The sequence below is a fragment of the Streptomyces hypolithicus genome (assembly GCF_052934925.1).
In genome coordinates this window covers 5,235,110-5,260,071 of the sequence record NZ_CM128811.1, presented here as the reverse complement: position 1 = coordinate 5,260,071, position 24,962 = coordinate 5,235,110, and the positions used below count along the sequence as shown (strand labels likewise).

Below are 24,962 nucleotides of genomic sequence, written 5' to 3'. Positions count from 1 at the left end.
GTACCATCTCGATGATTCCCACCCGCCGCCCCTTTCAGCCGCCCGCGAGCACCCGGACCAGGTCCTCCGCCGTGCGGCAGCGGTCCAGCAGCTCCTTGACGTGGTTGCGTGTACCCCGCAACGGTTCCATCGTGGGCACCCGCTGGAGTGAGTCCCGGCCGGGCAGATCGAAGATCACAGAGTCCCAGGAGGCCGCCGCGACGTCGTCCGCGTACTGCTCCAGGCAGCGGCCGCGGAAGTAGGCGCGGGTGTCCTCAGGAGGCTTCGTCCGGGCCCGTACCACGTCCGCCTCGTCCAGGAGCCGCTTCATCTTGCCGCGGGCGGCCAGACGGTTGTACAAGCCCTTCTCGGGGCGCACGTCGGCGTACTGCAGGTCGACCAGGTGGAGCCTGGGGGCGTCCCAGTCGAGGCCGTCGCGCGTGCGGTAGCCCTCCAGCAGCTCCCGTTTGGCGATCCAGTCCAGCTCGCCCGACAGGCTCATCGGGTCGTTCTCGAGCCGGTTCAGTACGTCCTCCCAGCGGCCCAGGACATCCTTGGTCTGGTTGTCGGCGTCGGCCCCGAACCGCTCCTCGACGTACTTGCGCGCCAGCTCGAAGTACTCCATCTGGAGCTGGACCGCGGTGAGTGTCCGGCCGCTGCGGAGCGTGATCAGCCGTTGCAGGGTGGGGTCGTGCGAGACCTGGTGCAGGGTGCGTACCGGCTGGTCGACGGCCAGGTCCACGTTGATGAAGCCGTCCTCGATCATGGACAGCACCAGCGCGGTCGTGCCCAGTTTGAGGTACGTGGAGATCTCGGAGAGGTTGGCGTCACCGATGATCACGTGCAGCCTGCGGTACTTCTCCGCGTCGGAGTGCGGCTCGTCGCGGGTGTTGATGATGGGGCGCTTGAGGGTGGTTTCCAGGCCCACCTCGACTTCGAAGTAGTCGGCGCGCTGGCTGATCTGGAAGCCGTGCTCGTGACCGTCCTGGCCGATCCCCACCCGCCCGGCGCCGGTGACGACCTGCCGGGAGACGAAGAACGGGGTCAGGTGGCGCACGATGTCCGAGAAGGGGGTTTCCCGCTTCATCAGGTAGTTCTCGTGCGTGCCGTAGGAGGCGCCCTTGTTGTCGGTGTTGTTCTTGTAGAGGTGGATCGGCTGCGCGCCGGGGAGCTGCGCGGCGCGCTCCGCGGCTTCGGCCATGATGCGCTCGCCGGCCTTGTCCCAGAGCACGGCGTCGCGTGGATTGGTGATCTCCGGGGAGCTGTACTCGGGGTGCGCGTGGTCGACGTACAGGCGAGCGCCGTTGGTGAGGATGACGTTGGCGAGGCCGATGTCCTCGTCGGTGAGCTGGCTGTTGTCGGCGGCTTCCCGGGCGAGGTCGAAGCCTCGCGCGTCCCGCAGCGGGTTCTCCTCCTCGAAGTCCCAGCGGGCGCGTCGTGCCCGGTGCATCGCCGCCGCGTAGGCGTTGACGATCTGGGACGAGGTGAGCATGGCATTGGCGTTGGGGTGGCCGGGGACGGAGATGCCGTACTCCGTCTCGATGCCCATTACTCGCCGTACAGTCATGCGGCCCTCCTTGCCCGGTGACGCCCCCGGCGGAGGCGTCACTCAAGTACCGCTGGTTCTCCGGTGCGCGTGCGATTGCCCGATCCCGCACTGCGCGTCTGGGCGGTACCGAAGAGCCTAGAACGCCTTTGCGCTGGTGGGGAGATCAATTCGGTCATTGCTCTGGTGTCGTCGCGGCGGCGTGGTCGCACGGGAGAAAGCAGCCGGCTGCGGATGCCCGGGCGGGCACCCGCAGCCGGTCTGCGATCTACAGGTACTGACCCGTGTTTGCCACCGTGTCGATGGATCGACCGGTGTCTGCGCCCTGTTTTCCGGTGACGAGTGTGCGGATGAACACGATCCGCTCGCCCTTCTTTCCGGAGATTCGGGCCCAGTCGTCCGGGTTGGTGGTGTTGGGAAGGTCCTCGTTCTCCTTGAACTCGTCCACGCAAGCCTGGAGGAGGTGGGAGACGCGCAGGCCCTTCTGGTTCTGGTCGAGGAAGGCCTTGATGGCCATCTTCTTGGCCCGGTCGACGATGTTCTGGATCATCGCGCCGGAATTGAAGTCCTTGAAGTACAGGACTTCCTTGTCGCCGTTGGCGTACGTGACCTCGAGGAAGCGGTTCTCCTCGGACTCGGCGTACATCTGCTCGACGACCGACTGGATCATGCCGTGTACGGCGCCCTCTCTGGAGCCCGTGTGCTCGGCCAGGTCGTCCGCGTGCAGGGGCAGCGTGGACCTGAGGTACTTGGCGAAGATGTCCTTGGCCGCTTCGGCGTCCGGACGCTCGATCTTGATCTTCACGTCGAGGCGGCCGGGCCGCAGGATCGCGGGATCGATCATGTCCTCGCGGTTGGAGGCGCCGATGACGATGACGTTCTCCAGGCCTTCCACGCCGTCGATCTCGGCGAGCAGCTGCGGGACGATGGTGTTCTCCACGTCCGAGCTGACGCCGGATCCGCGGGTGCGGAAGAGCGATTCCATTTCGTCGAAGAAGACGATGACGGGGGTGCCCTCGCTCGCCTTCTCCCGGGCACGCTGGAAGACGAGGCGGATGTGCCGCTCGGTCTCTCCGACGTACTTGTTGAGGAGCTCGGGGCCCTTGATGTTCAGGAAGTAGGACTTCCCGGCAGGCTGGCCGGTCACCTCGGCGACCTTTTTGGCAAGGGAGTTGGCGACGGCCTTGGCGATCAGGGTCTTGCCGCAGCCGGGCGGGCCGTAGAGCAGGATGCCCTTCGGTGGCCGCAGTTCGTGCTCCTTGAAGAGGTCGGGGTGGAGGTACGGAAGCTCGACTGCGTCGCGGATCATTTCGATCTGGCCGCCCAGACCGCCGATCTTGTCGTAGTCGACGTCCGGGACCTCTTCGAGGACGAGTTCCTCGACCTCGCTCTTGGGGATGACTTCGTAGACGTATCCGGACCGGGGCTCCAGCAGGAGGGCGTCGCCGGGGCGGATGGTGATGTCCAGCAGCGGCTCGGCGAGCCGCACCACCCGTTCCTCGTCGGTGTGCCCGACCACCAGGGCGCGCTCGCCGTCCTCCAGGATTTCCTTGAGGGTGACGATGTCGCCGGCGCGCTCGTACTCCATGGCCTCGACCACATTGAGCGCTTCGTTGAGCATGACTTCCTGGCCGCGCCTGAGCCCTTCGAGCTCGACGCTGGGGCTGACGTTGACCCGGAGCTTTCTGCCTCCGGTGAAAATGTCGGCCGTGCCGTCCTCGTTCGCCAGCAGGAATACACCGAAGCCGGCCGGCGGCTGTGCGAGCCGGTCGACTTCCTCCTTGAGGGCCACGATCTGGTCGCGGGCCTCGCGGAGTGTGTTGGCGAGCCGCTCGTTCTGTGCGGACACGCCTGCCACGTTCGTCTGCAGCTCAACGATCCGCTCTTCGAGAATCCTCGTATGACGCGGAGAGTCGGCGAGCTTGCGGCGCAGGACGGCGATTTCCTGCTCGAGATAGGCAACCTGGCCGGCGGGGTCCTCAGACCCTCGCCCCGGCCGGATGCCGCGGTTGATGTCGTCGTCGTGGGCTGCCACGGTCCTCACCTCCTCCAAGGGGAGCTGGACGCTTCCTGACCCTACCTGGGCTGGTGCGGGTTGAAACCCCTAGATCACAAAGACGGTCGGGGTGTGTCCGATCTTCACCCTTGCGTACTCCCTCACGACAGAGGAATACCCACCCATCAACATCGGAAAGCGGGCGGTTGTATCGTCGAAGTGTTCAACACCCGTCAGGGCTGGCTCCAATTGCTACAACCTCGCAGGAAACGGCAGGAGATATGACCGTGCAGCAGAAGGCTCCGACCGCCGACGGCGCGCAGACCGGCGACCCGCTCGAGGTGTGGATCGACCAGGACCTCTGCACCGGCGACGGCATCTGCGTGCAGTACGCCCCCGATGTCTTCGAGCTGGACATCGACGGCCTGGCGTACGTGAAGAGCTCCGATGACGATCTGCTGCAGAGCCCTGGCGCCACAACGCCCGTACCGTTGCCGCTTCTGCAGGATGTCGTGGACTCCGCCAAGGAGTGCCCTGGCGACTGCATCCATGTACGTCGCGTTTCGGACAGTGTCGAGGTCTACGGCCCCGACGCGGAGTGACGGCTCACCTACGCCGCGCTCATGTGCCCCGCGTTCACATGCCCCGTGCGTCGGGGAGCCGGGTCCGCGCGAACTTGCCGTCCTGCCACTGCCATTTGACGCTCTCCTCAAGGTCCGGGCAGCAGCGGGCCACGTCCGGCGAGGAGTAGCCGAGCAGGGTCGCGGAGACCGAGGCGCCGCGCACGGCGAAGTCGCCGACGCTCAGGCGGTCGGCGGGATCCACCAGGGTGGCCACGACGCGTGCGGGCCCCGTAAGTCCCGTAGGCCCCGTAAGTACGAAGACTCCGCTGGGCGGAGTTCCCGAGCCCGAAGCGCAGCGTACGACCGCCACGGTCTCGGGTCGGCCGTCGCCGTCGAGGTCTCCCGACCCCTGCTTGACGACGACGCTCCCGGCGCCGCCGCACTCCATCGGGTAACGCGCGTCGGCGGCGTCCGGCGCCGCGGCCGGTTCCGCGGGCCCGGCGGCGGTCTGGGAGGCCGTGGCGGCCTCGGGCTGGAGCAGGCCGGCGGCGGCGACTACCGCGGCCATGGCGGCGGCGGTGGCCAGCCAGTGCATGGTGCGGGGGCGGGTGTGCGCGAGGTCCGGGGCGGCGGAGGTCTGCACGCGAGGTGTCTCCTGTGGGGCGGTGCCGGTGGGGGTTGGCGGCATCGTGCCACACGTCACAGCCGCGCGGAACGGCGGGGTCGTTACGGATTCGGAAATTCCGTGAACCCCAGCAAGCACAGCGCCACGGCAACCGCAGCCCACAGCGGACGCGGTAACACAAAAGCGCCGCCGCTGAGTTCCCCGGTCGGTCGGGGAACTCAGCGGCGGCGCTTGCTCGTTGTCGGGTCAGCCGCGGGGGGCGGACCCGCTCTCGCTGCCGGGACCCGTGTAGTCGTCGCCGTACGCGCCCTTGGCGGGGCGGCGGCGGCGCAGCGGGGGTTCCACACCGTCCGCGAGGCGGCGGGCGGTCAGCAGGAAGCCGGTGTGGCCGATCATCCGGTGGTCGGGGCGGACGGCCAGGCCTTCGACGTGCCAGTTGCGGATCATCGACTCCCAGGAGGTGGGTTCGGCGAAGCAGCCGATCTCCCGGATGGACTCGACGGTGCGCGCGAGCTGGGTGGTGGTGGCCACGTAGCAGCAGAGGATGCCGCCGGGGACCAGCGCCTTGCGGACGACGTCCAGGCATTCCCAAGGGGCGAGCATGTCAAGGATGACGCGGTCGACATCGGTGTCGGAGAGGTTGTCCTGGAGGTCTCCGACGGTGAGCTGCCAGGCGGGGTGCGGGCCGCCGAAGTAACGCTCGACGTTCTGCGTGGCGATTTCGGCGAAGTCCTCGCGGCGCTCGTAGGAGTGCAGCATGCCGTGGTCACCGATGGCGCGCAGCAGGAAGCTGCTCAGGGAGCCGGAGCCCACGCCCGCTTCGACGACGCGGGCGCCGGCGAAGATGTCGGCGAAGGCCAGGATCTGCCCCGCGTCCTTGGGATAGACCACGGCGGCGCCGCGGGGCATGGACAGGACGTAGTCGGGGAGCAGGGGGCGCAGCGCGAGGTAGGCGACGTTTCCCGTGGTTCGGACAACACTGCCCTCGGGGGCGCCGATCAGTTCGTCGTGGGGGAAGGAACCCTTGTGGGTGTGGAAATTCTTCCCGGCCTCGAGCGTGAACGTGTAGTGGCGTCCCTTGGGGTCGGTGAGCTGGACCTGGTCCCCGACCTTGAAGGGGCCGCGACGTCGGGCGGCACCGGTCGGTTCGGACATGTGACCAGCCTACCGGTCTTTGGGGTGCCTCTTCGCCGCGGTGCGCCGCCGGGCACCGCCCCGCGCCTCGGGTGGGCGGGGGCGATTGGGCTGAAGCCGCGGAGCCCCTTACTGCGGGCGTGCCATGGCGGCGACGAAGGCGCGCTCGACGTCCGCGGTGGACAGGACGCCGTAGATCTGGCCGGTTTCCTCCATGACGAGGTATTCCGTGGCCGGGGCGGCGCGCAGGCGTTCCAGGAGGGCTTCGCCCGCGAGTTCCGCGGGGACTTTCATGTCGTCGGTGAGGTCCTGGGCCAGGCCGCTGACGGCGACCCAGGGCCTGCGGTGCTCGGGTACGCCGACGATGGCCGCTTCGCGGACGACGCCGGTGGGTTCGCCCTGGCTGTCGACGACGACCAGGGCGCGGGCTCCGGCCGCGTTGGCGCGGCGCAGGGCCTCGGAGAGCGGGGTGGCCGGCTCGACGGGGACGGCCCGGCGGGTGAGGGTGCGGGCGCGCAGGTCGGGGAGGTGTTCGCGCAGCCGGGCGACGCGCAGGCTGTTGCCGGCGCCGGTCCAGATGATGCCGGCGAGGATGGCGGCGAGCAGGGCGTCGGTGACGGTCTCCATGCCGCCGATGTCTTCGGTGGGATTGCCGAGGGCCCCGGTGTGGGTGAGCAGCGGCAGGCCGATGAGGACGGCGACGGCGAGGGCGCGGCCGACCCAGGCGGCGGCGATGGTGCCGCTCATGGGTTTGCCGGTGATCTTCCAGACGACGGCGCGGAGCATCCGCCCGCCGTCCAGGGGGAGGCCGGGAAGGAGGTTGAAGGCGGCCACGATGAGGTTGGAGATCATGAGGCCGGCGAGCAGGACGCCGGGGACGGTGGCGGGTTCGACGGCCCACATGGCGGCGTAGAAGATGCCGCCGAGGACGAGGGAGAGGAGGGGGCCCACGAAGGCGAGGACGAATTCGCGGCCGGGGGTCTCGGTCTCCTTCTCGATCTCCGACACCCCGCCGAAGAACTGGAGCTGGATGCGGCGGACGGGGAGTTTGAAGCGGAGTGCGGCCACGGTGTGGGCGAGTTCGTGGACGAGTACCGAGGCGTAGAAAGCGACGGCGAAGAACAGGGAGACGAGGTAGCGGAGGTTGCCCAACTCGGGCAGCACGCGGTCGAGCTGGCCGCCGAAGACCCAGGTGATGAGGGCCGCGACGAGGAACCAGCTGGGGGCGACGTAGACGGGTACGCCGAAGGGGCGGCCCATGAGGAGACCGCCGCCTGCCTCGCGCGGGCGCTGCGGCTTGCCCTCGCCGCGTTTGTCGCGCTCGCCTGTCTCGTTCACGGGAGCCCTTCGTTTGCCTGCGTCACTCGCCGCTGCCCGGGTCGGTGAGCCGGTCCGCGCAGCGCGAGGGGGTCTGCGGTCGATGGTATGCGGACGGCTGTCAGTGGCGGGCCTTAGGGTCGAGGACATGACTACGAGTTCCGGTATGAGTTCCGGTCCGGTGTGCGGTCCGGCCGACGCTGCCCGGCGCCCCATGTCGTTGTCGCCGTCGCGGGCGAGCGACTTCATGCAGTGCCCGCTGCTGTACCGGTTCCGGGTGATCGACAAGCTGCCCGAGAAGCCCAGTGAGGCGGCGACGCGGGGCACGCTGGTGCATGCCGTGCTGGAGCGGCTCTTCGACGATCCGGCGACGGAGCGAACGGCGGGGCGTGCCAGGGCGATGGTGCCGGGCCAGTGGGACCGGTTGCTGGAGTCGAAGCCGCAGCTGACGGAGTTGTTCGCGGAGGATCCGGAGGGTGCGCGGCTGTCGCGCTGGCTGGTGGAGGCCGAGGAGCTGGTGGAACGGTGGTTCTCGCTGGAGGATCCGACCCGGCTGGAGCCGGCGGAGCGGGAGCTGTTCGTCGAGACCGAGCTGGAGTCGGGTCTGCGGCTGCGCGGCATCATCGACCGGGTGGACGTGACGCCGTCCGGGGAGGTGCGGATCGTCGACTACAAGACGGGCAAGGCGCCGCGCCCGGAGTACGCGGAGGGCGCGCTGTTCCAGATGAAGTTCTACGCGCTGGTGATCTGGCGGTGGAAGGGTGTGGTGCCGCGCCGGTTGCAGCTGGTGTATCTCGGCAGCGGTGACGTGCTGACGTACGACCCGGTGGTGGCGGATCTGGAGCGGGTGGAGCGCAAGCTGCTCGCGTTGTGGGAGGCGATCAAGCTGGCCACCGAGACGGGTGACTGGCGGCCGCGTCCGACGAAGCTCTGCGGCTGGTGCGACCACCGTCCGGTGTGTCCGGAATTCGGCGGCACTCCCCCGGTGTATCCGCTGCCGGTGTCGGTCACCGTGCGCCCGGCCGATCAACCGCAGGGTGCCCAGGGCAGAATGGACCCGGTCTAGAGAAGGAGACTTCGTGGCGATCCGTGTCCTACTGGTCGACGACCAGCCGCTGCTGCGCACCGGCTTCCGGATGATTTTGGAGGCGGAGCAGGATCTCGCGGTCGTCGGGGAGGCCGGAGACGGTCTGCAGGCGCTCGACCAGGTCCGGGCCTTGCAGCCCGATGTAGTCCTGATGGACATCCGGATGCCGCGGATGGACGGTGTGGAGGCGACTCGTCAGATCACGGGGCCGGGCCGGGACGGTCCGGCGAAGGTGCTGGTGCTTACGACGTTCGATCTCGACGAGTACGTCGTGGAGGCGCTGCGCGCCGGGGCCAGCGGCTTTCTGTTGAAGGACGCGCCGGCCAATGAACTGGTGCAGGCGATCCGGGTGGTGGCCGCGGGTGAGGCGATGCTGGCACCGAGCATCACGCGCCGGCTGCTCGACAAGTACGCCGATCATCTGCCGTCGGGCGACGAGCAGGTACCGGACGCGCTGCAGACGCTGACCGATCGGGAGGTCGAGGTGCTGAAGCTGGTGGCGCGTGGGCTGTCGAACGCGGAGATCGCTGCTGATCTTTTCGTCAGCGAGACGACGGTGAAGACGCATGTGGGGCATGTGCTGACGAAGCTGGGTCTGCGGGACCGGGTGCAGGCCGCGGTGTACGCGTACGAGAGCGGGCTGGTCAGGCCGGGCGCCCAGTAGCCGGCCGAGAGCAGCGGAGGCCGGACCCCTGAGCGCGAGGAGCGCGGGGTCCGGCCTCCGGCCGTTGTCGGCGTCAGCCCTTGCTGATCTCCCAGAAGCGGAAGACCGTGGAGGCGTCCAGGGTCCACTCGAGGCCCGAGATGTTGTCGTAGGCCACGGCGTACTGCTTGCCCTGCCAGAGCGGGATCATGGGGACTTCGTCGGCGACGATGTCCTGGAGCTTGCCGAAGTCCTTCTCGGCCTCGGGGCGGTCGGTCGCCGCGGCGGTGCCGGGGATGATGTCGCCGGTGATTTCGCTGTTCTTGTAGTTGTTGCCGAGGACGTTGCCCTCGCCGAAGAACGGCTGGGTGAAGTTGTCCGGGTCCGGGTAGTCGGGGACCCAGCCCTTGACGTACACACCGTACTTCCCGGCTTCGATGTCCTTCTCGTACTGCCCGGTGGCGACCGACTCGACCTTCGTGTCGAACAGGCCGCTCTTGTTGAGCTGCGTGGCGATCGCCTCGAACTCCTGGACGGTGGCGGGGCCGTAGCGGCTGGGCGTGGCCCACAGGGTGAGCTTGACCTTGCCGGTGATGCCGGCGTCGCTCAGGGCCTTGGCGGCCTTGGCGGGCTGCGGGCTGCCCCCGTAGGTGTCGAAGAACGCCGTGTTGTGGGCGCCGATACCGGCCGGGACGATCGAGTACAGCGGGGTGGCCGTGGACTGGTAGACGTCGCGCACCAGTGCGTCACGGTCGATGAGGTACGCGATGGCCTTGCGCACGCCGGGCTTGCCGGCGACCGGGTCGGCGAGGTTGAAGACCAGGTGCTGGACCTCGGCGCTGGAGCCTTCGACGACCTCGATGCCCTTGTCGTCTCCGGCCGATGAGGTTTCCAGCTCGTTGATGTCGCCGGTGGTCAGGCCTCGGTAGGCGATGTCGACGTCGCGCCGCTTGAGGGAGACCGCCAGCGCCTTCTGGTCGCCGTGGAAGAACTTCACGCTGACGCCGGAGTTCTTCGTCTCGGCAGTGCCCTTGTAGCTCCCGTTGACGGAGAACGCCGCCTCGGACCGGTCGAAGCTGTCCAGCTTGTACGGGCCGGAGCCGACCGCCTCGTTGTCGGTGCGCAGCTTGTCCATCGCGTACTCGCGGTGGTCGACGATGGAGCCGGCGCCCGAGGCGATCTTGCTCGGGAAGGTGGCGTCCGGAACCTTGAGCTTGAAGACGATGTTGCGCTCGTCCGGCGTGTCGATCGTGCCGATGGAGGAGAGCATGACCGCCGCGGGGCCGGCCTTGTCGTTGATTTTCAGCGAACGCTCGAAGGAGAACTTGACGTCCTTCGAGGTCAGGTCGTTGCCGTTGCTGAACTTCAGTCCTGCGCGCAGGGTGCAGCGGAATACGGTGCTGCTGCCCCCGTCGAAGCCGCACTTCTCGGCGGCCTCGGGCACCGGGGACGAGCTGCCCTTGGGGAAGCTGAGGAGCGACTGGAAGACGTTGTTGAACAGCAGCCAGGAGCCCGGGTCGTAACCCGAGGCCGGATCGGTGGCAAGCACCTCGTCCGACATTCCCATGACCACTGCGTCACCCGTGCCCCCCGAGCCGCCCTCCTCGGCACCACAACCGCTGAGCAGACCCGCCGCCAGTCCCGCCGCGAGCGGGGCAGTCAGCCACTGGTTACGCCTTTTCACGGATCCTTGCCTCACAGATTCGATGAATTGCCCGCCGGCGGCACGGTCTTGGCCGCCGGGTACTGCCGGCGTCAGGAGACGCCGCGGCCCAACTCCCACAACTGCAGGTCGGACGAGGAGTTGACGGCCCATTCGACGCCGGTGATGTCGTCGCGCGCGGCGACGTACTGCTTGCCCTGCCACAGCGGCAGTACCGGCACGTCGTTGGCGACGATGTCCTGGATCCGCTCGAACGGCTTGGCGGCCGCGGCCCGGTCGGCGGCGCGACGCGACTGGGGGATGAGCTGGTTCCGGGCTTCGTTGTTCACGTACGGGGTGTTGAGGAAGTTGTCCCTGTCCAGGAACGGCGCGACGTAGTTGTCGGCGTCCGGGAAGTCGGGGAACCAGCCCATGCCGTAGACGGCGTAGTCGCCGCGCTTCTGGTTGTCACGGAACTTCGACCATTCGGTGCCCTCGATGGAGACGTCGAAGAGCTTCGTGGCGTTGAGCTGCTGCTGGAGCACCTCGAACTCCTTCTGCGTCGCCGAGCCGTAGTGGTCGGTGGTGTAGTTCAGCGTCAGCTTCACCGGTGTGCTGATGCCGGCCTCGCGCAGCAGGCCGGCGGCCTTGCGGTGGCTGGGCTCGCCGTACTTGTTGAAGAACGAGTTCTGGTGGCCGGGGATGGTGCTGGGGATGAGCGAGTACAGGGGCTCGGCCGTGGCCGGGTAGACCTTGCTGGCGAGCTGCCCTCGGTCCACGACGGCGGCGACGGCCTGACGTACCGCCTTGTTCTCGACGGTCGCGTCCTCGGTGTCGAAGCCGAGGTAGCGGATCTCCAGACCGGGCAGTTCGATGAGGTCGATACCCTCGGCCGGGTTGTCCGCGAGGTTCTTGATCTGGGTGGGCAGCAGGGTGCGCGTCATCATGCTGATGTCGCCGTTCCTGAGCGCCTTCTCCATGGACTGCGTGCTGTCGAACGACCGCAGTTCGACGTGGTCGTTCTTGACGTCCACGTCGCCCTTGTAGTGGGGGTTCTTGGTGAAGACGGCCTTGACGACCCGGTCGCCGTCGGTCTCGGTCTTCAGGGTGTACGGGCCCGATCCCTCGGCCTGGAGGCCGCTCCGCAGCTTGTCCGCGCGGTACGCCCCGGAGTTGACGATGCCCGCGGCGGGTGTGGCGATCTTGTGCGGGAAGGTGGCGTCCGGCGTCTTGAGGTGGAAGACGATGCCGTGGTCGCCATTGGTCTCGATGGCGTCGATGTTGGACAGCAGCGCGACGGGGCCGTTCCCGTCCTTGATCTTCAGCACGCGCTCGATCGAGAATTTGACGTCGTCCGCGGTGAGCGGGTCGCCGTCGGCGAACTTCAGTCCGCTGCGCAGGGTGCAGCGGTAGCTCTCGTTCTGGGTGTCCGTGAAACCGCACTTGGAGGCCGCGTCGGGTACGGGCTCGCCGCCGCCACGCGGGACGTGCATCAGCATCTGGACGGTCTGGCGCAGAACGTTCCAGGCGCCCGCGTCATAGGCGAACGCGGGGTCGAAGGGGGCGGGGGCCTCCTTCGTTGCGATGAACCGGTCGGTGGTGCCCACGACGATGGCGTCGCTGTCCTCGCCGCCGCCGACCGCGGAGCCGCAGGCGGCCAGGCCGGGCGCGAGCAGGCCGATAACGGCCGGCAGCACCAGAGTCTTACGGTTCATCCTGGACGTTCTCCCTCATCCGGCACTGAGTTTCAGCGGTGGTACGGGATACTCCGCCGCGGCCGCCCGGTCGGGGCGGAGCGATCGGGCCGGATCAGAGCGATCGAGTCGGTGGTCCCAGCAACTGGTTGAGTGCGGGGGCACCTGATGGTGCGGCGGAGTTCTCGCGTTGAGATTAGTGGGAATCGCCGGGAAGGCTGGACCGGCCCCGCGCCGGGCGTTATCGGCCGGTGATCTTGAATGGCCGCGTGTGATCGCTGCGGGACGGGAATGATTCGTACACCGCTCCACCAATGGGGACACAAGGACGCCCAAGAAGGCCGCCGAGGCGCGTTCCGACGGCCCTTAGCGTGCCGCCCAGCCACCCTGCGGGTGATAAACGTCACCCGGTGAACCGCTTTGATCGACTGTGCATTTCACGTTCGGTGTGTGACGGAAAATGCACGAACCAATGCCCTGAGTTTCCCTTCCATTCAGAGAAACACGCTCAGTGCACGGATCAGTTCATCCGGGTAATCAACTTCGTAAGAAAAGCAAGGTCGACTTCTTCGAGAGATCCCACGACGACCCTTCCCCTGGCCGGTGCGATGGGGGCGACGGACGGCACGGCCACCACCCGGCAGCCCGCCGCCTCCGCGGCGGCCACACCGGTCGCCGTGTCCTCAACGACAGCGCATCTGACCGGGTCGGCGCCGAGCCGGGCCGCGGCGTGCAGGTAGGGGTCCGGGTGCGGTTTCGTACGGGCGACCTCGTCGCCGGCGACGGTGAGGGAGAACTTCTCCGGGCCGAGCGACTCCAGGACGCGGTCGATGATGCGCCGGTGCGAGGCGGAGACCAGCGCCGTGGGCACCTGGTGGGCGGCGAGCTCCGCGAGCAGCCGGGCGGCTCCGGGCATCAGCGGCACTCCGAGGGCGATGCGCTTTTCGAAGGTGTCGTTGAGGAGCACCGTCAGCTCGGGCAGCGTGATGTCCGCGCCGGTGACCTCTACGAGGTAGCCGGCACTGCGGGTCATGGGCCCGCCGACCACGACGTCCCGCCAGGCCTCGTCCAGGACGTGACCGAGGCCGGCGAAGACCTCCACCTCCGCGTCCCACCAGAATCCCTCGGTGTCGACCAGGGTGCCGTCCATGTCGAGGAAAACGGCCTGCAGGGCGGAGCCTTCGGCCGTACGGGTACTGAGCGCGGGGACGGTACTCGTCATCCGGGCACACCTCCTGAAGGGACGAGAAGGCCGGCCGCCTTCCCTCAGGGAAGGCGGCCGGCCTGCACTGGACCGACAAGTGTACGACTTGTCCGGCTCGCTAGCGCGCGTTGAAGTACTTCGCTTCGGGGTGGTGGATCACGATGGCGTCGGTGGACTGCTCCGGGTGGAGCTGGAACTCCTCGGAGAGGTGGACACCGATCCGCTCGGGCTGGAGCAGCTCGGCGATCTTCGCGCGGTCCTCCAGGTCGGGGCAGGCACCGTAGCCGAGCGAGAAGCGCGCTCCCCGGTACTTCAGGGCGAACATGTCCTCCACCGCGTCGGGGTCGTCGCCGGCGAAGCCGAGTTCGGAGCGGACCCTGGCGTGCCAGTACTCGGCGAGTGCCTCGGCGAGCTGCACCGACAGGCCGTGCAGTTCGAGGTAGTCGCGGTAGGAGTCAGCGGCGAAGAGCTTGGCCGTCTCTTCGCCGATCTTCGAGCCCACGGTGACGATCTGAAGGCCGACCACGTCGGTCTCGCCGGACTCCTCGGGCCGGAAGTAGTCGGCCAGGCACAGGCGACGGCCGCGCCGCTGCCGCGGGAAGGTGAAGCGGGTGCGCTCGGATCCGTCGTCGTGGAGCAGGATCAGGTCGTCGCCCTTGGACACGCACGGGAAGTAGCCGTGGACGACGGCCGCCTCCAGCAGGTTCTTGGTGTGCAGCTGTTCCAGCCAGCCGCGCAGCCTGGGCCGGCCCTCGCTCTGCACCAGCTCCTCGTACGTCGGCCCGTCGCCGGTCCTGGCCTGCTTGAGGCCCCACTGGCCCTTGAAGAGGGCGCCTTCGTCGAGCCAGGAGGCGTACTCCTTGAGGCCGATGCCCTTGACGACGCGGGTGCCCCAGAACGGCGGGGCGGGGACCGGGTTGTCGACCGAGACGTCGGAGCGCACGGAGCCTTCGGGCTCCTCGACCTCCAGTACGGCGGTGTCCTTCTTGGCGACCCGGCGCTGCTTGAGCTCGGGGAGGACGGCGCCGGGCACGCCGCGCTTGACGCCGATGAGGGCGTCCATGAGGCGCAGTCCCTCGAAGGCGTCGCGGGCGTAGCGGACTTCGCCCTCGTAGATCTCGTGCAGGTCCTGTTCGACGTAGGCCCGGGTGAGGGCGGCCCCGCCGAGGATGACCGGGAAGTCCGCGGCCATCTTGCGCTGGTTGAGCTCCTGGAGGTTCTCCTTCATGATCACCGTGGACTTGACCAGGAGTCCCGACATGCCGATGACGTCGGCCTTGTACTCCTCGGCGGCCTCCAGGATGGCGGAGACGGGCTGCTTGATGCCGAGGTTGACGACCGTGTAGCCGTTGTTCGACAGGATGATGTCGACGAGGTTCTTGCCGATGTCGTGTACGTCGCCACGGACGGTGGCCAGCACGATGGTGCCCTTGCCGACAGCATCTTCGCCGTCGGCGACTTTCTCCATGTGGGGTTCGAGGTGGGCCACCGCGGTCTTCATGACCTCGGCGGACTGGAGCACGAACGGCAGCTGCATCTGGCCGGAGCCGAAGAGTTCACCGACGACCTTCATGCCCTCCAGGAGGGTGTCGTTGACGATGTCCAGGGCCGGGCGGGTCTGGAGGGCCTCGTCGAGGTCGGCTTCCAGGCCGTTCTTCTCGCCGTCGATGATGCGGCGCTGGAGGCGCTCGTCGAGCGGGAGGGCCATCAGCTCCTCGGCTCGGCCCGCCTTCATCGACTTCAGGTTGACGCCCTCGAAGAGCGCCATGAGCTTCTGGAGCGGGTCGTAACCCTCGGCGCGGCGGTCGTGGATCAGGTCGAGGGCGACTTTGACCTGCTCCTCCTCCAGGCGAGCGATGGGGAGGATCTTCGAGGCGTGGACGATCGCGGAGTCCAGACCGGCTTTGACGCACTCGTCGAGGAACACCGAGTTCAGGACGGTGCGGGCGGCCGGGTTGAGGCCGAAGGAGATGTTGGACAGACCCAGGGTGGTCTGGACGTCCGGGTGGCGGCGCTTGAGCTCGCGGATCGACTCGATCGTCGCGATGCCGTCCTTGCGGGACTCCTCCTGCCCGGTGCAGATGGTGAAGGTGAGGCAGTCGATGAGGATGTCCGACTCGTCGATGCCCCAGTTGCCGGTCAGGTCCTCGATCAGCCGCTCGGCGATGGCGACCTTGTGCTCGACGGTACGGGCCTGGCCCTCCTCGTCGATGGTCAGCGCGATCAGGGCCGCGCCGTGCTCCTTGGCGAGCGCGGTGACCTTGGCGAAGCGGGACTCCGGACCGTCGCCGTCCTCGTAGTTGACGGAGTTGATGACCGCGCGGCCGCCGAGCTTCTCCAGACCGGCCTGGATGACGGGCAGTTCGGTGGAGTCCAGGACGATGGGGAGGGTGGAGGCGGTGGCGAAACGGCCGGCCAGTTCGGCCATGTCGGCCACGCCGTCGCGGCCCACGTAGTCGACGCAGAGGTCGAGCATGTGCGCGCCCTCGCGGATCTGGTCGCGGACCATCTCCACGCAGTCGTCCCAGCGGGCTTCGAGCATGGCCTCGCGGAACTTCTTCGAGCCGTTGGCGTTGGTGCGCTCGCCGATCGCCAGGTAGGCGGTGTCCTGGCGGAAGGGGACCGACTGGTAGAGGGAGGCGGCGCCCGGCTCGGGGCGCGGATCGCGCTGCGACGGGGTGAGGTCGCGGGCCCGCTCGACGACGGCGCGCAGGTGCTCGGGCGTCGTACCGCAGCAGCCGCCGATGAGCGACAGGCCGTAGTCGCGTACGAACGTCTCCTGGGCTTCGGCGAGGCCGGCGGGGCCGAGCGGGAAGTGCGCGCCGTCCCTGGTGAGCACGGGAAGGCCTGCGTTCGGCATGCACATCAGCGGCGTACGCGAGTGGCGGGCCAGATAGCGCAGGTGTTCGCTCATCTCGTCCGGGCCGGTCGAGCAGTTCAGGCCGATCAGGTCGATACCCAGCGGCTCCAGCGCGGTCAGGGCGGCGCCGATCTCGGAGCCGAGCAGCATGACGCCGGTCGTCTCGAACGCGAGGGAGCAGATCAGCGGTACGTCGACGCCCAGGGCGTCCATCGCACGGCGGGCGCCGATCAGGCTCGACTTGGTCTGGAGCAGGTCCTGCGTGGTCTCCACGATCAGTGCGTCCGAGCCGCCGGCGAGCAGCCCCTCGGCGTTCTTCTGATAGCCGTCCCGCAGCACGTCGTACGCGATGTGGCCGAGCGACGGCAGCTTGGTGCCGGGTCCGATCGACCCCAGGACCCAGCGCTGGCGACCGTCCTTGGCGCCGAAGTCGTCGGCGACCTCGCGGGCGATGCGGGCACCCGACTCGGACAGCTCGAAGATCCGGTCGGCGATCTCGTACTCGTTCGCCGCCGAGTGGTTCGCACCGAAGGTGTTGGTCTCCACGCAGTCGACGCCCACGGCGAAGTACTCCTCGTGCACGGAGCGCACGATGTCGGGGCGGGTCAGGTTGAGGATCTCGTTGCAGCCTTCGAGGTTTTCGAAGTCTTCGAGGCTGGGGTCCTGTGCCTGCAGCATCGTGCCCATCGCACCGTCGGCGACCACAACTCGGCTGGCGAGTGCTTCGCGGAGGGCGGCTGCGCGGCTGGCAGGCGTGGGGGTCGGCAACGAGGCCATGGATCTGCTCCCTGGAGTGCGACGGCTGTCGGCTTTGCGTCTCCCGGCGGAAGGCGCACCCAGCCAGCCTAGCCGTGAGAGCGCCGGTGGCGTGAAGGCGTCCCACGGGGCGGAATGTGGCGTGTTCTGATTGCTCCCGTCGCTCCGGGTCCCGCGCCGGGCCGCCCACTCCGTGGCGCACCGTGACTGAGGGTCGGCATGAGCCGATAGTGTTCAGCATTGTCGAACCGAGGTGGAGGTGGCACAGCGTGGCGAAGAACATCCAGTCGCTGGAGCGGGCGGCGGCGATGCTGCGCCTGCTCGCCGGCGGCGGGCGCAGGCTCGGCCTCTCCGAAGTGGCCACGTCCCTCGGGCTCGCCAAGGGTACTGCGCACGGCATTCTGCGCACCCTCCAGGCGGAGGGCTTCGTCGAGCAGGACCCCGCGTCCGGCCGCTACCAGCTGGGCGCCGAACTGCTGCGCCTGGGCAACAGCTATCTCGATGTGCACGAACTGCGGGCCCGCGCGCTGGTGTGGGCCGACGACCTGGCCCGCTCCAGCGGCGAGAGCGCCTATCTGGGCGTGCTGCACCAGCAGGGCGTACTGATCGTGCACCACGTCTTCAGGCCGGACGACAGCCGCCAGGTGCTGGAGGTCGGAGCCATGCAGCCGCTGCACTCCTCCGCCCTGGGCAAGGTGCTGTCCGCGTACGACCCGGTGGCCCACAACGAGGCGTTCGACAGCGAGCGCAAGACCTTCACCCCGCGCACGATCACCGGCGCGGAAGACTTCGAGGCGCTGCTCGACCTGGTCAGGGCGCGTGGCTGGGCCTCCGACGTGGAGGAGACCTGGGACGGGGTGGCCTCGGTGGCCGCCCCCATCCACGACCGCAGGCGGATGCCCGTCGGCGCAGTCGGCGTCACCGGGGCCGTGGAGCGGGTCTGTGAGGGCGGAGAGCTCCGCCCCGACCTGGTGGCGGCGGTACGCGACTGCGCCCGCGCGGTCTCCCGGGACCTGGGCGCCGGACGCTTCTGAGGCGCGCGCGGCGGCTCGCGGGGTCACCCTGGTAACGATCGGGTTTTCCGGTCGCAGAGCTATTGACGCAGTGGTACCCGGAGGCAAAACTGCCGTTCACCGGTCGGCATTGTCGAACACCTGACGGCAATACGCGTTAGGGTGGGGCAACGCCAAGGGACCGGCAAGGCCCTCACAGAGGGCGCGAACCACCGGAGGGACCCGGAGTTCGCCTTTCCCCTGGACGATGGACAAAGGAGTCGCGGGTGTCCAGCTCCGACATCTTCATCGGCGAGACCATAGGTACCGCCGTACTCATACTGCTCGGCGGCGGCGTGTGCGCCGCCCTCACGCTGAAGCGCTCGAAGGCCCAGAACGCCGGTTGGCTCGCCATCACCTTCGGCTGGGGCTTCGCCGTACTGACCGGCGCCTACCTGGCCGGCGGCGTCTCCGGCGCACACCTCAACCCCGCGGTCACCGTCGGCCTCGCCATCAAGGGCGGGACCGAGTGGAGCGACGTACCGCTCTACTTCGCCTCCCAACTGCTCGGCGCCATGATCGGCGCGGTGCTGGTCTGGCTGACGTACTACGGCCAGTTCCAGGCGCATCTCACCGACCCGGAGATCCTCGCGGCGCAGCCCGCCGAGGAGGGAATGGTCGATCAGAAGGCAGCCGCCAAGGCGGGCCCGGTGCTCGGTGTCTTCTCCACCGGCCCCGAGATCCGCAACGCCGTGCAGAACGTCACGACCGAGGTCATCGCGACCTTCGTGCTGGTCCTGGCCATCCTCACGCAGGGCCTCAACAACGAGGGCAACGGCCTCGGGGTGCTGGGCGCCCTCATCACCGCGCTGGTCGTCGTCGGCATCGGTCTCTCGCTCGGCGGCCCGACCGGATACGCCATCAACCCGGTGCGTGACCTGGGGCCGCGGATCGTGCACGCTCTGCTTCCGCTGCCCAACAAGGGCGGTTCGGACTGGGGCTACGCGTGGATCCCCGTCGTCGCCCCGCTGATCGGCGGCGCCCTCGCGGGCGGTCTCTACCAGATCGCCTTCGCCTGAGTTCCGTACCGGACAGAGCCGTACTGAGCCGCAGAGACCTCATGGAGCATTCAGTGACCGACGCACACACCACCGGCCCCTTCATCGCCGCCATCGACCAGGGCACCACCTCAAGCCGCTGCATCGTCTTCGACACGGACGGCCGCATCGTCGCGGTCGACCAGAAGGAGCACGAGCAGATCTTCCCGAAGCCGGGCTGGGTCGAGCACGACGCGGCCGAGATCTGGACCAACGTCCAGGAAGTCGTCTCCGGGGCCATCGAGAAGGCGGGCATCACGCCCGCCGACGTCAAGGCGATCGGCATCACCAACCAGCGCGAGACGACGCTGCTGTGGGACAAGAACACCGGTGAGCCGGTCCACAACGCCCTCGTGTGGCAGGACACCCGCACCGACGCGCTCTGCAAGGAGCTCGGCCGCAACGTCGGCCAGGACCGCTTCCGCCGCGAGACCGGTCTGCCGCTCGCGTCGTACTTCGCCGGGCCCAAGGTCCGCTGGCTGCTCGACAACGTCGAGGGCCTGCGCGAGCGCGCCGAGGCCGGCGACATCCTCTTCGGCACCATGGACTCCTGGGTCATCTGGAACCTGACCGGCGGCACCGACGGCGGTGTCCACGTCACCGACGTCACCAACGCCTCGCGCACCCTGCTCATGAACCTGCACGAGATGCGGTGGGACGAGAAGATCGTGCAGTCGATGGGCATCCCGATGGCGGTGCTGCCCGAGATCCGCTCGTCCGCCGAGGTGTACGGAGAGGCGAAGAGCGGCGCGCTGGCCGGTGTGCCCGTGGCGTCCGCGCTCGGTGACCAGCAGGCGGCGCTGTTCGGCCAGACCTGCTTCGCCGAGGGCGAGGCGAAGTCTACGTACGGCACCGGCACGTTCATGCTGATGAACACCGGTCACACGCCCGTCAACTCCTACAACGGTCTGCTGACGACCGTCGGGTACCAGATCGGTGACCAGCGGCCCGTCTACGCCCTCGAAGGCTCGATCGCCGTCACCGGATCGCTCGTCCAGTGGATGCGCGACCAGATGGGCCTGATCAAGTCCGCCGCCGAGATCGAGACGCTGGCCTCCTCCGTCGAGGACAACGGCGGCGCGTACTTCGTGCCGGCCTTCTCCGGTCTGTTCGCCCCGTACTGGCGCCCCGACGCCCGCGGTGTGATCGCGGGGCTGACCCGGTACGTCACCAAGGCGCACATCGCCCGCGCCGTCCTCGAGGCCACCGCGTGGCAGACCCGCGAGATCAGCGACGCCATGACCAAGGACTCCGGCGTCGAACTGACCGCGCTCAAGGTCGACGGCGGCATGACCTCCAACAACCTGCTGATGCAGACGCTCTCGGACTTCCTGGACGCACCGGTCGTGCGCCCGATGGTCGCTGAGACCACCTGCCTCGGCGCCGCCTACGCCGCCGGCCTGGCCGTCGGCTTCTGGCCGGACACCGACGCGCTGCGCGCCAACTGGCGCAGGGCTGCCGAGTGGACACCCCGCATGGACGCGGACACCCGCGCCCGCGAGTACAAGAGCTGGCTCAAGGCCGTCGAGCGGACCATGGGCTGGCTCGATGACGAGAGCTGACGAGGAGTAATCATGACCACCCTGCAGAGCGTCCCGGCCCTCGGGACGCACCCGGCTGGCGGCTGCGCCACGAGCCGCGCCGAGACCCGGGAACAGCTTTCCAAGGCGACGTACGACCTCCTGGTGATCGGCGGCGGCATCCTGGGCATCTCCACCGCCTGGCACGCCGCACAGTCCGGGCTGCGGGTGGCCCTGGTGGACGCCGGTGACTTCGCCGGCGCCACCTCCTCCGCCTCCTCCAAGCTGCTCCACGGCGGACTGCGCTACCTGCAGACCGGCGCGGTCAAGCTGGTGGCGGAGAACCACTTCGAGCGCCGCGCCGTCTCGCGGGACGTCGCGCCGCACCTGGCGAACCCGCTGACCTTCTACCTGCCCGTCTACAAGGGCGGCCCGCACGGCGCGGCCAAGCTCGGCGCCGGCGTCTTCGCCTACTCCGCGCTGTCCGCCTTCGGGGACGGCGTCGGACACGTCATCAGCCCCGCGAAGGCGGCGCGTGCGGTGCCGGAGCTGCGTACGGACGACCTCAAGGCCGTGGCCGTGTACGGCGACGACCAGATGAACGACTCCCGCATGGCCCTGATGACGGTGCGCGCCGCCGTCGACTCGGGCGCCGCCGTCCTCAACCACGCCGAGGTCACCGGGCTGCGCTTCACGAACGGCCGGGTCACGGGCGCGGAGCTCAAGGACCGCATGGACGGCACCGAGTTCGGCGTCACCGCCCGTCTCGTGCTCAACGCGACCGGGCCGTGGGTCGATCGCCTGCGCACAATGGAGAACCCGGACGCGGCCCCCTCCATCCGGCTGTCCAAGGGCGCGCACCTGGTCCTCAAGCGCACCGCCCCCTGGCGGGCCGCGCTGGCCACGCCGATCGACAAGTACCGCATCACCTTCGCGCTGCCGTGGGAGGACCAGCTTCTGCTGGGTACGACCGACGAAGAGTACGAGGGCGACCCGGGCGACGTCGCCGTCACCGAGAAGGACATATCCCAGATCCTCGACGAGGCGGCCTTCTCGATCCGCGACCAGCAGCTGTCCCGCGATCTGATCACCTACTCCTTCGCAGGGCTCCGGGTGCTGCCCGGCGGTCCCGGCGACACCTCGAAGGCCAAGCGCGAGACGGTGGTCACCGAGGGCCGCGGCGGGATGCTGTCGGTTGCCGGCGGCAAGTGGACGACGTTCCGTCACATCGGCCGCACCGTGATGAACAAGCTCGCCGCCCTGCCCGGCCACCCGTTGGGCGAGGACATGGAGCCGATCTCGCGCCTGCCGAAGAAGCTGCCGCTGCCGGGCATCTCCAACCCGAACGCGGTCGCGCACCGGCTGCTCGTCGGCGGCGGTACGCCGGGTCCGCGGATGTCCGCCGACACCGCCCGCCACCTCGCCACGCACTACGGCTCGCTGTCCTTCGACATCGCGCGCCTGGCCGAGGACGACCCGGCGCTGGCCGAGCGCGTCCACCCGGACGCGCCGGAGATCTGGGCGCAGGTCGTGTACGCCCGCGACCACGAGTGGGCCGAGACGGCGGACGACGTGCTGCGCCGGCGTACGACGCTGACGATCCGGGGCCTGGCCACCGACGATGTCCGCGCCAGGGTCGAGGACGTGCTCGGCAGGAAGGCCTGAACACCACAGGCGTTACGTGACACCAGCGCCGCAACCCCCGCATCTCTTGCGGGGGTTGCGGTGTTCGCCGTCCCGCCCGGCATGGGACAGGTTTTGTTCACCTCGGCGTGACCCGGGGCTGCGGCGGGACCTGCTGGACACCGTAAGGTTGATGCGTGCACAAGGGAACTTCGGAAGGAGGCACTGGGTGATCGAGCTCGAGGGCGTACCCGAGCTGATTGACCCGGTCATGGTGGCCGCGTTCGAGGGATGGAACGACGCCGGCGACGCCGCCTCCACCGCGGTCGCGCACCTGGACCGGGAGTACAAGGGCGAAGTCTTCGCGGCGCTCGACGCCGAGGACTACTACGATTTCCAGGTCAACCGGCCCACCGTGTTCCTGGAGGGCGGGGTGCGCAAGATCACCTGGCCCACGACCCGGCTCTCGGTGGTGCGGATCGGCGGCGCCAAGCCCCGTGACCTGGTCCTGGTCCGCGGCATCGAGCCGTCGATGCGCTGGCGTTCGTACTGCAACGAGATCCTCGGCTTCGCCCACGAACTGGGCGTGGAGATGATCGTGATCCTGGGCGCGCTGCTCGGCGACACCCCGCACACCCGGCCCGTTCCGGTCAGCGGCGTGACGTCCGACGCGGATCTGGCCAGGACCATGGACCTGGAGGAGACCCGGTACGAAGGCCCGACGGGCATCGTCGGCATCCTCCAGGAGGCCTGTACGCACGCGGGTGTCCCGGCGGTGAGCCTGTGGGCGGCCGTGCCGCACTATGTCTCGCAGCCGCCGAACCCGAAGGCGACGCTGGCGCTCCTCAACCGCCTCGAAGACCTCATCGACCTGCGCATCCCGCTCGGCGAACTCCCCGAGGACGCACGGGCCTGGCAGGTCGGCGTGGACCAACTGGCCGCGGAGGACAGCGAGGTGGCGGAGTACGTGCAGTCACTGGAGGAGGCGCGCGACACCGCGGAGCTTCCCGAGGCGACCGGCGAGGCCATCGCCCGCGAGTTCGAGCGGTACTTGCGCCGGCGCGACGGGGGCCCGGGCGCCGGGCCGGGGCATGCCACGGACGGCAGCGAGGGCCCGGGTACGTACCTGCGCGACAGCTCCAGCGGCCGCCCGAAGCCGCGGCCGCCGCGCGCGGAACCCGGGTCCGGCTCCGGCTCCGGGCCCACGCCGGGGCCGCACGCCGCCGACGCGGACGCGGACGGGACCGACGACGACGGCAGCCCGGAAGGCTCCGAGGACCGGTAACAGGATCAGCAACCGTCACCGCCCCAGGCCCCCCTCATCACAGAGAGGGGGGCCTGGGGCGGTGACGGTGTGCCGGTCGGCGGACAGTCCTAGAGAGCCACGCCCAGCAGCGCGTCGACGGCGCGCGAGACCACACCGGGAGCGCCCTCGTCCGTACCGCCGTCAGCGGCCTGGAGTGCGGCCCAGCGGTCCACGGCGGCGAGGGCGGCCGGGGCGTCGAGGTCGTGGGCGAGCGCCGCACGGATCTCCTCGATCAGGGCGTCGGCGGACGGCCCGTCGGGCCGGGAAACGGCCGCGCGCCAGCGTCCGAGCCGCTCCAGGGCGTCTTCGAGTACCTGGTCCGCCCACTCCCAGTCGGACCGGTAGTGGTGCGCGAGCAGCGTCAGACGGATCGCGGCCGGATCCACGCCGGCCTGGCGCAGCTTGGACACGAAGACAAGGTTGCCCCGCGACTTCGACATCTTCTCGCCGTCCAGGGCGACCATTCCGGCGTGCACGTAGGCCTTGGCGAACGGGTGCTCGCCGGTCAGTGCCTGTGCGTGCGAGGCGCCCATCTCGTGGTGCGGGAAGGCGAGGTCGGAGCCGCCGCCCTGCACGTCGAAGCCCATGCCCAGGTGGTCCAGGGCGATGGCCACGCATTCGATGTGCCAGCCGGGCCGGCCGCGGCCCAGCGAGGCGCCGTCCCAGCTCGGCTCGCCCTCGCGGGCGGCCATCCACAGCATCGGGTCGAGCGGGTTCTTCTTGCCGGGGCGCTCGGGGTCACCGCCGCGCTCGGCGGACAGCAGCCGCATCGTTTCGGCGTCGAGGCCGGAGACCTCGCCGAAGTGCGGGTCGGCCTCGACGGAGAAGTACACGTCTCCTTCGAGTTCGTACGCCGCCCCGTTGTCCCGCAGCCGCTCGACGAGCGGCACGATGCCGGGTATCGCCTCGACGGCGCCGATGTAGTGCTGCGGCGGGAGCATCCGCAGGGCGGTCATGTCCTCGCGGAACAGGGCGGTTTCGCGCTCCGCGAGCTCGGTCCAGTCGTGTCCGTCGCGGATCGCCCGTTCCAGCAGCGGATCGTCCACGTCCGTGACGTTCTGGACGTAATGAACCTGCCGCTTGGTGTCGAGCCACACGCGCTGCACGAGGTCGAACGCGTTGTAGGTCGCCGCGTGCCCCATGTGGGTGGCGTCGTACGGCGTGATGCCGCAGACATAGATACGGGCGACGGGACCGGGGTCGAGGGTGATCAACCCACTGGTCGCGGTGTCGTGGATCTGGAGGTCGCGGCCCTTGCCGGGCAGGGCGGGGACCTCAGAAGCGGGCCAGGCATGCATGGGTTGAGCGTAACCGGACGGACCTTCCGGATACGAACCGGATACGGAATCGGGGCCGCCCGCAGGGCGCTGTCGCCGGT

At 69.0% G+C, this 24,962-nt stretch carries 18 protein-coding genes; 8 read left to right on the top strand and 10 right to left on the bottom strand.

Going from position 1 to position 24,962, the window contains the following annotated elements:
* Positions 1-34: 34 nt before the first annotated feature.
* Both dop and arc read right to left on the bottom strand, forming a co-directional pair.
* Positions 35-1,546, bottom strand: coding sequence for a depupylase/deamidase Dop (gene dop, locus ACU6WZ_RS24740; RefSeq protein ID WP_447030403.1), 1,512 nt, complete (start codon positions 1,544-1,546; stop codon positions 35-37).
* 247 nt (positions 1,547-1,793) lie between these two features.
* The gene (arc, locus tag ACU6WZ_RS24735) at positions 1,794-3,560 is read right to left on the bottom strand and encodes a proteasome ATPase (RefSeq protein WP_447030402.1); all 1,767 of its coding nucleotides are present in this window, start codon (positions 3,558-3,560) and stop codon (positions 1,794-1,796) included.
* A 242-nt stretch (positions 3,561-3,802) separates the two neighbouring features.
* Here arc and ACU6WZ_RS24730 point away from each other — a divergent pair, with 242 nt between their 5' ends.
* The gene (locus tag ACU6WZ_RS24730) at positions 3,803-4,123 is read left to right on the top strand and encodes a ferredoxin (protein ID WP_447030401.1); all 321 of its coding nucleotides are present in this window, start codon (positions 3,803-3,805) and stop codon (positions 4,121-4,123) included.
* Between the two features lie 34 nt (positions 4,124-4,157).
* Here ACU6WZ_RS24730 and ACU6WZ_RS24725 read toward each other — a convergent pair whose 3' ends face one another.
* The 3 genes from ACU6WZ_RS24725 to ACU6WZ_RS24715 all read right to left on the bottom strand — a co-directional run bounded on the left by ACU6WZ_RS24725 (position 4,158) and on the right by ACU6WZ_RS24715 (position 7,310).
* Positions 4,158-4,727 (bottom strand): hypothetical protein, encoded by a 570-nt coding sequence (locus ACU6WZ_RS24725; protein WP_447030400.1) that lies wholly within the window; start codon positions 4,725-4,727, stop codon positions 4,158-4,160.
* A gap of 228 nt (positions 4,728-4,955) precedes the next feature.
* Positions 4,956-5,864: a tRNA (adenine-N1)-methyltransferase gene (locus ACU6WZ_RS24720; protein WP_447030399.1), complete on the bottom strand. Its 909-nt coding sequence runs from the start codon at positions 5,862-5,864 to the stop codon at positions 4,956-4,958.
* 108 nt (positions 5,865-5,972) lie between these two features.
* A complete protein-coding gene (locus tag ACU6WZ_RS24715) occupies positions 5,973-7,310 on the bottom strand; it encodes a site-2 protease family protein (protein WP_447030398.1) in 1,338 nt (445 codons plus the stop codon).
* On the opposite strand from ACU6WZ_RS24715, the gene ACU6WZ_RS24710 reads away from it, so the two are divergent.
* Together ACU6WZ_RS24710 and ACU6WZ_RS24705 are read left to right on the top strand one after the other, a co-directional pair.
* Positions 7,309-8,226 carry a RecB family exonuclease gene (locus ACU6WZ_RS24710; RefSeq protein WP_447030397.1) on the top strand — a complete coding sequence of 306 codons (918 nt, stop codon included), beginning with the start codon at positions 7,309-7,311 and terminating at the stop codon, positions 8,224-8,226. The genes ACU6WZ_RS24715 and ACU6WZ_RS24710 overlap by 2 nt on opposite strands.
* Before the next feature lie 13 nt (positions 8,227-8,239).
* Positions 8,240-8,911 (top strand): response regulator, encoded by a 672-nt coding sequence (locus ACU6WZ_RS24705; RefSeq protein ID WP_447030396.1) that lies wholly within the window; start codon positions 8,240-8,242, stop codon positions 8,909-8,911.
* Positions 8,912-8,984: 73 nt separating this feature from the next.
* On the opposite strand, the gene ACU6WZ_RS24700 is transcribed toward ACU6WZ_RS24705, so the two are convergent.
* From ACU6WZ_RS24700 to metH, 4 genes are all read right to left on the bottom strand, one after another.
* Positions 8,985-10,574 carry an ABC transporter substrate-binding protein gene (locus ACU6WZ_RS24700; RefSeq protein ID WP_447030395.1) on the bottom strand — a complete coding sequence of 530 codons (1,590 nt, stop codon included), beginning with the start codon at positions 10,572-10,574 and terminating at the stop codon, positions 8,985-8,987.
* Between the two features lie 71 nt (positions 10,575-10,645).
* Complete coding sequence (locus ACU6WZ_RS24695; RefSeq protein WP_447030394.1) at positions 10,646-12,247, bottom strand: ABC transporter substrate-binding protein; 1,602 nt, start codon at positions 12,245-12,247, stop codon at positions 10,646-10,648.
* A gap of 499 nt (positions 12,248-12,746) precedes the next feature.
* Positions 12,747-13,448, bottom strand: a complete 702-nt coding sequence (locus tag ACU6WZ_RS24690; protein ID WP_447030393.1) for an HAD family hydrolase — start codon at positions 13,446-13,448, stop codon at positions 12,747-12,749.
* A 100-nt stretch (positions 13,449-13,548) separates the two neighbouring features.
* Positions 13,549-17,067 (bottom strand): methionine synthase, encoded by a 3,519-nt coding sequence (gene metH / locus ACU6WZ_RS24685; RefSeq protein WP_447030392.1) that lies wholly within the window; start codon positions 17,065-17,067, stop codon positions 13,549-13,551.
* A 248-nt stretch (positions 17,068-17,315) separates the two neighbouring features.
* Between metH and ACU6WZ_RS24680 the strand changes: the two genes are divergently transcribed.
* The 5 genes from ACU6WZ_RS24680 (at position 17,316) to ACU6WZ_RS24660 (ending at position 23,563) form a co-directional block, all read left to right on the top strand.
* A complete protein-coding gene (locus tag ACU6WZ_RS24680) occupies positions 17,316-18,080 on the top strand; it encodes an IclR family transcriptional regulator (protein ID WP_447030391.1) in 765 nt (254 codons plus the stop codon).
* Positions 18,081-18,325: 245 nt separating this feature from the next.
* Positions 18,326-19,117, top strand: coding sequence for an MIP/aquaporin family protein (locus tag ACU6WZ_RS24675; RefSeq protein WP_447030390.1), 792 nt, complete (start codon positions 18,326-18,328; stop codon positions 19,115-19,117).
* A 53-nt stretch (positions 19,118-19,170) separates the two neighbouring features.
* Positions 19,171-20,697 (top strand): glycerol kinase GlpK, encoded by a 1,527-nt coding sequence (gene glpK / locus ACU6WZ_RS24670; RefSeq protein WP_447030389.1) that lies wholly within the window; start codon positions 19,171-19,173, stop codon positions 20,695-20,697.
* A gap of 12 nt (positions 20,698-20,709) precedes the next feature.
* On the top strand, positions 20,710-22,320 hold the full coding sequence (locus ACU6WZ_RS24665; protein WP_447030388.1) for a glycerol-3-phosphate dehydrogenase/oxidase: 1,611 nt from the start codon (positions 20,710-20,712) through the stop codon (positions 22,318-22,320).
* A gap of 187 nt (positions 22,321-22,507) precedes the next feature.
* Positions 22,508-23,563, top strand: coding sequence for a PAC2 family protein (locus ACU6WZ_RS24660; RefSeq protein ID WP_447030387.1), 1,056 nt, complete (start codon positions 22,508-22,510; stop codon positions 23,561-23,563).
* Between the two features lie 89 nt (positions 23,564-23,652).
* On the opposite strand, the gene mshC is transcribed toward ACU6WZ_RS24660, so the two are convergent.
* A complete protein-coding gene (mshC, locus tag ACU6WZ_RS24655; protein ID WP_447030386.1) occupies positions 23,653-24,882 on the bottom strand; it encodes a cysteine--1-D-myo-inosityl 2-amino-2-deoxy-alpha-D-glucopyranoside ligase in 1,230 nt (409 codons plus the stop codon).
* Positions 24,883-24,962 lie beyond the last annotated feature (80 nt).

What these genes read in the sequence shown, in the direction of transcription:
- dop (WP_447030403.1), bottom strand. Translation starts at nt 1,546, where the DNA reads ATGACTGTACGGCGAGTAATGGGCATCGAGACGGAGTACGGCATCTCC.
- ACU6WZ_RS24730 (WP_447030401.1), top strand. Translation starts at nt 3,803, where the DNA reads ATGACCGTGCAGCAGAAGGCTCCGACCGCCGACGGCGCGCAGACCGGC.
- ACU6WZ_RS24720 (WP_447030399.1), bottom strand. Translation starts at nt 5,864, where the DNA reads ATGTCCGAACCGACCGGTGCCGCCCGACGTCGCGGCCCCTTCAAGGTC.
- ACU6WZ_RS24710 (WP_447030397.1), top strand. Translation starts at nt 7,309, where the DNA reads ATGACTACGAGTTCCGGTATGAGTTCCGGTCCGGTGTGCGGTCCGGCC.
- ACU6WZ_RS24715 (WP_447030398.1), bottom strand. Translation starts at nt 7,310, where the DNA reads ATGTCCTCGACCCTAAGGCCCGCCACTGACAGCCGTCCGCATACCATC.
- ACU6WZ_RS24695 (WP_447030394.1), bottom strand. Translation starts at nt 12,247, where the DNA reads ATGAACCGTAAGACTCTGGTGCTGCCGGCCGTTATCGGCCTGCTCGCG.
- ACU6WZ_RS24690 (WP_447030393.1), bottom strand. Translation starts at nt 13,448, where the DNA reads ATGACGAGTACCGTCCCCGCGCTCAGTACCCGTACGGCCGAAGGCTCC.
- metH (WP_447030392.1), bottom strand. Translation starts at nt 17,067, where the DNA reads ATGGCCTCGTTGCCGACCCCCACGCCTGCCAGCCGCGCAGCCGCCCTC.
- ACU6WZ_RS24665 (WP_447030388.1), top strand. Translation starts at nt 20,710, where the DNA reads ATGACCACCCTGCAGAGCGTCCCGGCCCTCGGGACGCACCCGGCTGGC.
- mshC (WP_447030386.1), bottom strand. Translation starts at nt 24,882, where the DNA reads ATGCATGCCTGGCCCGCTTCTGAGGTCCCCGCCCTGCCCGGCAAGGGC.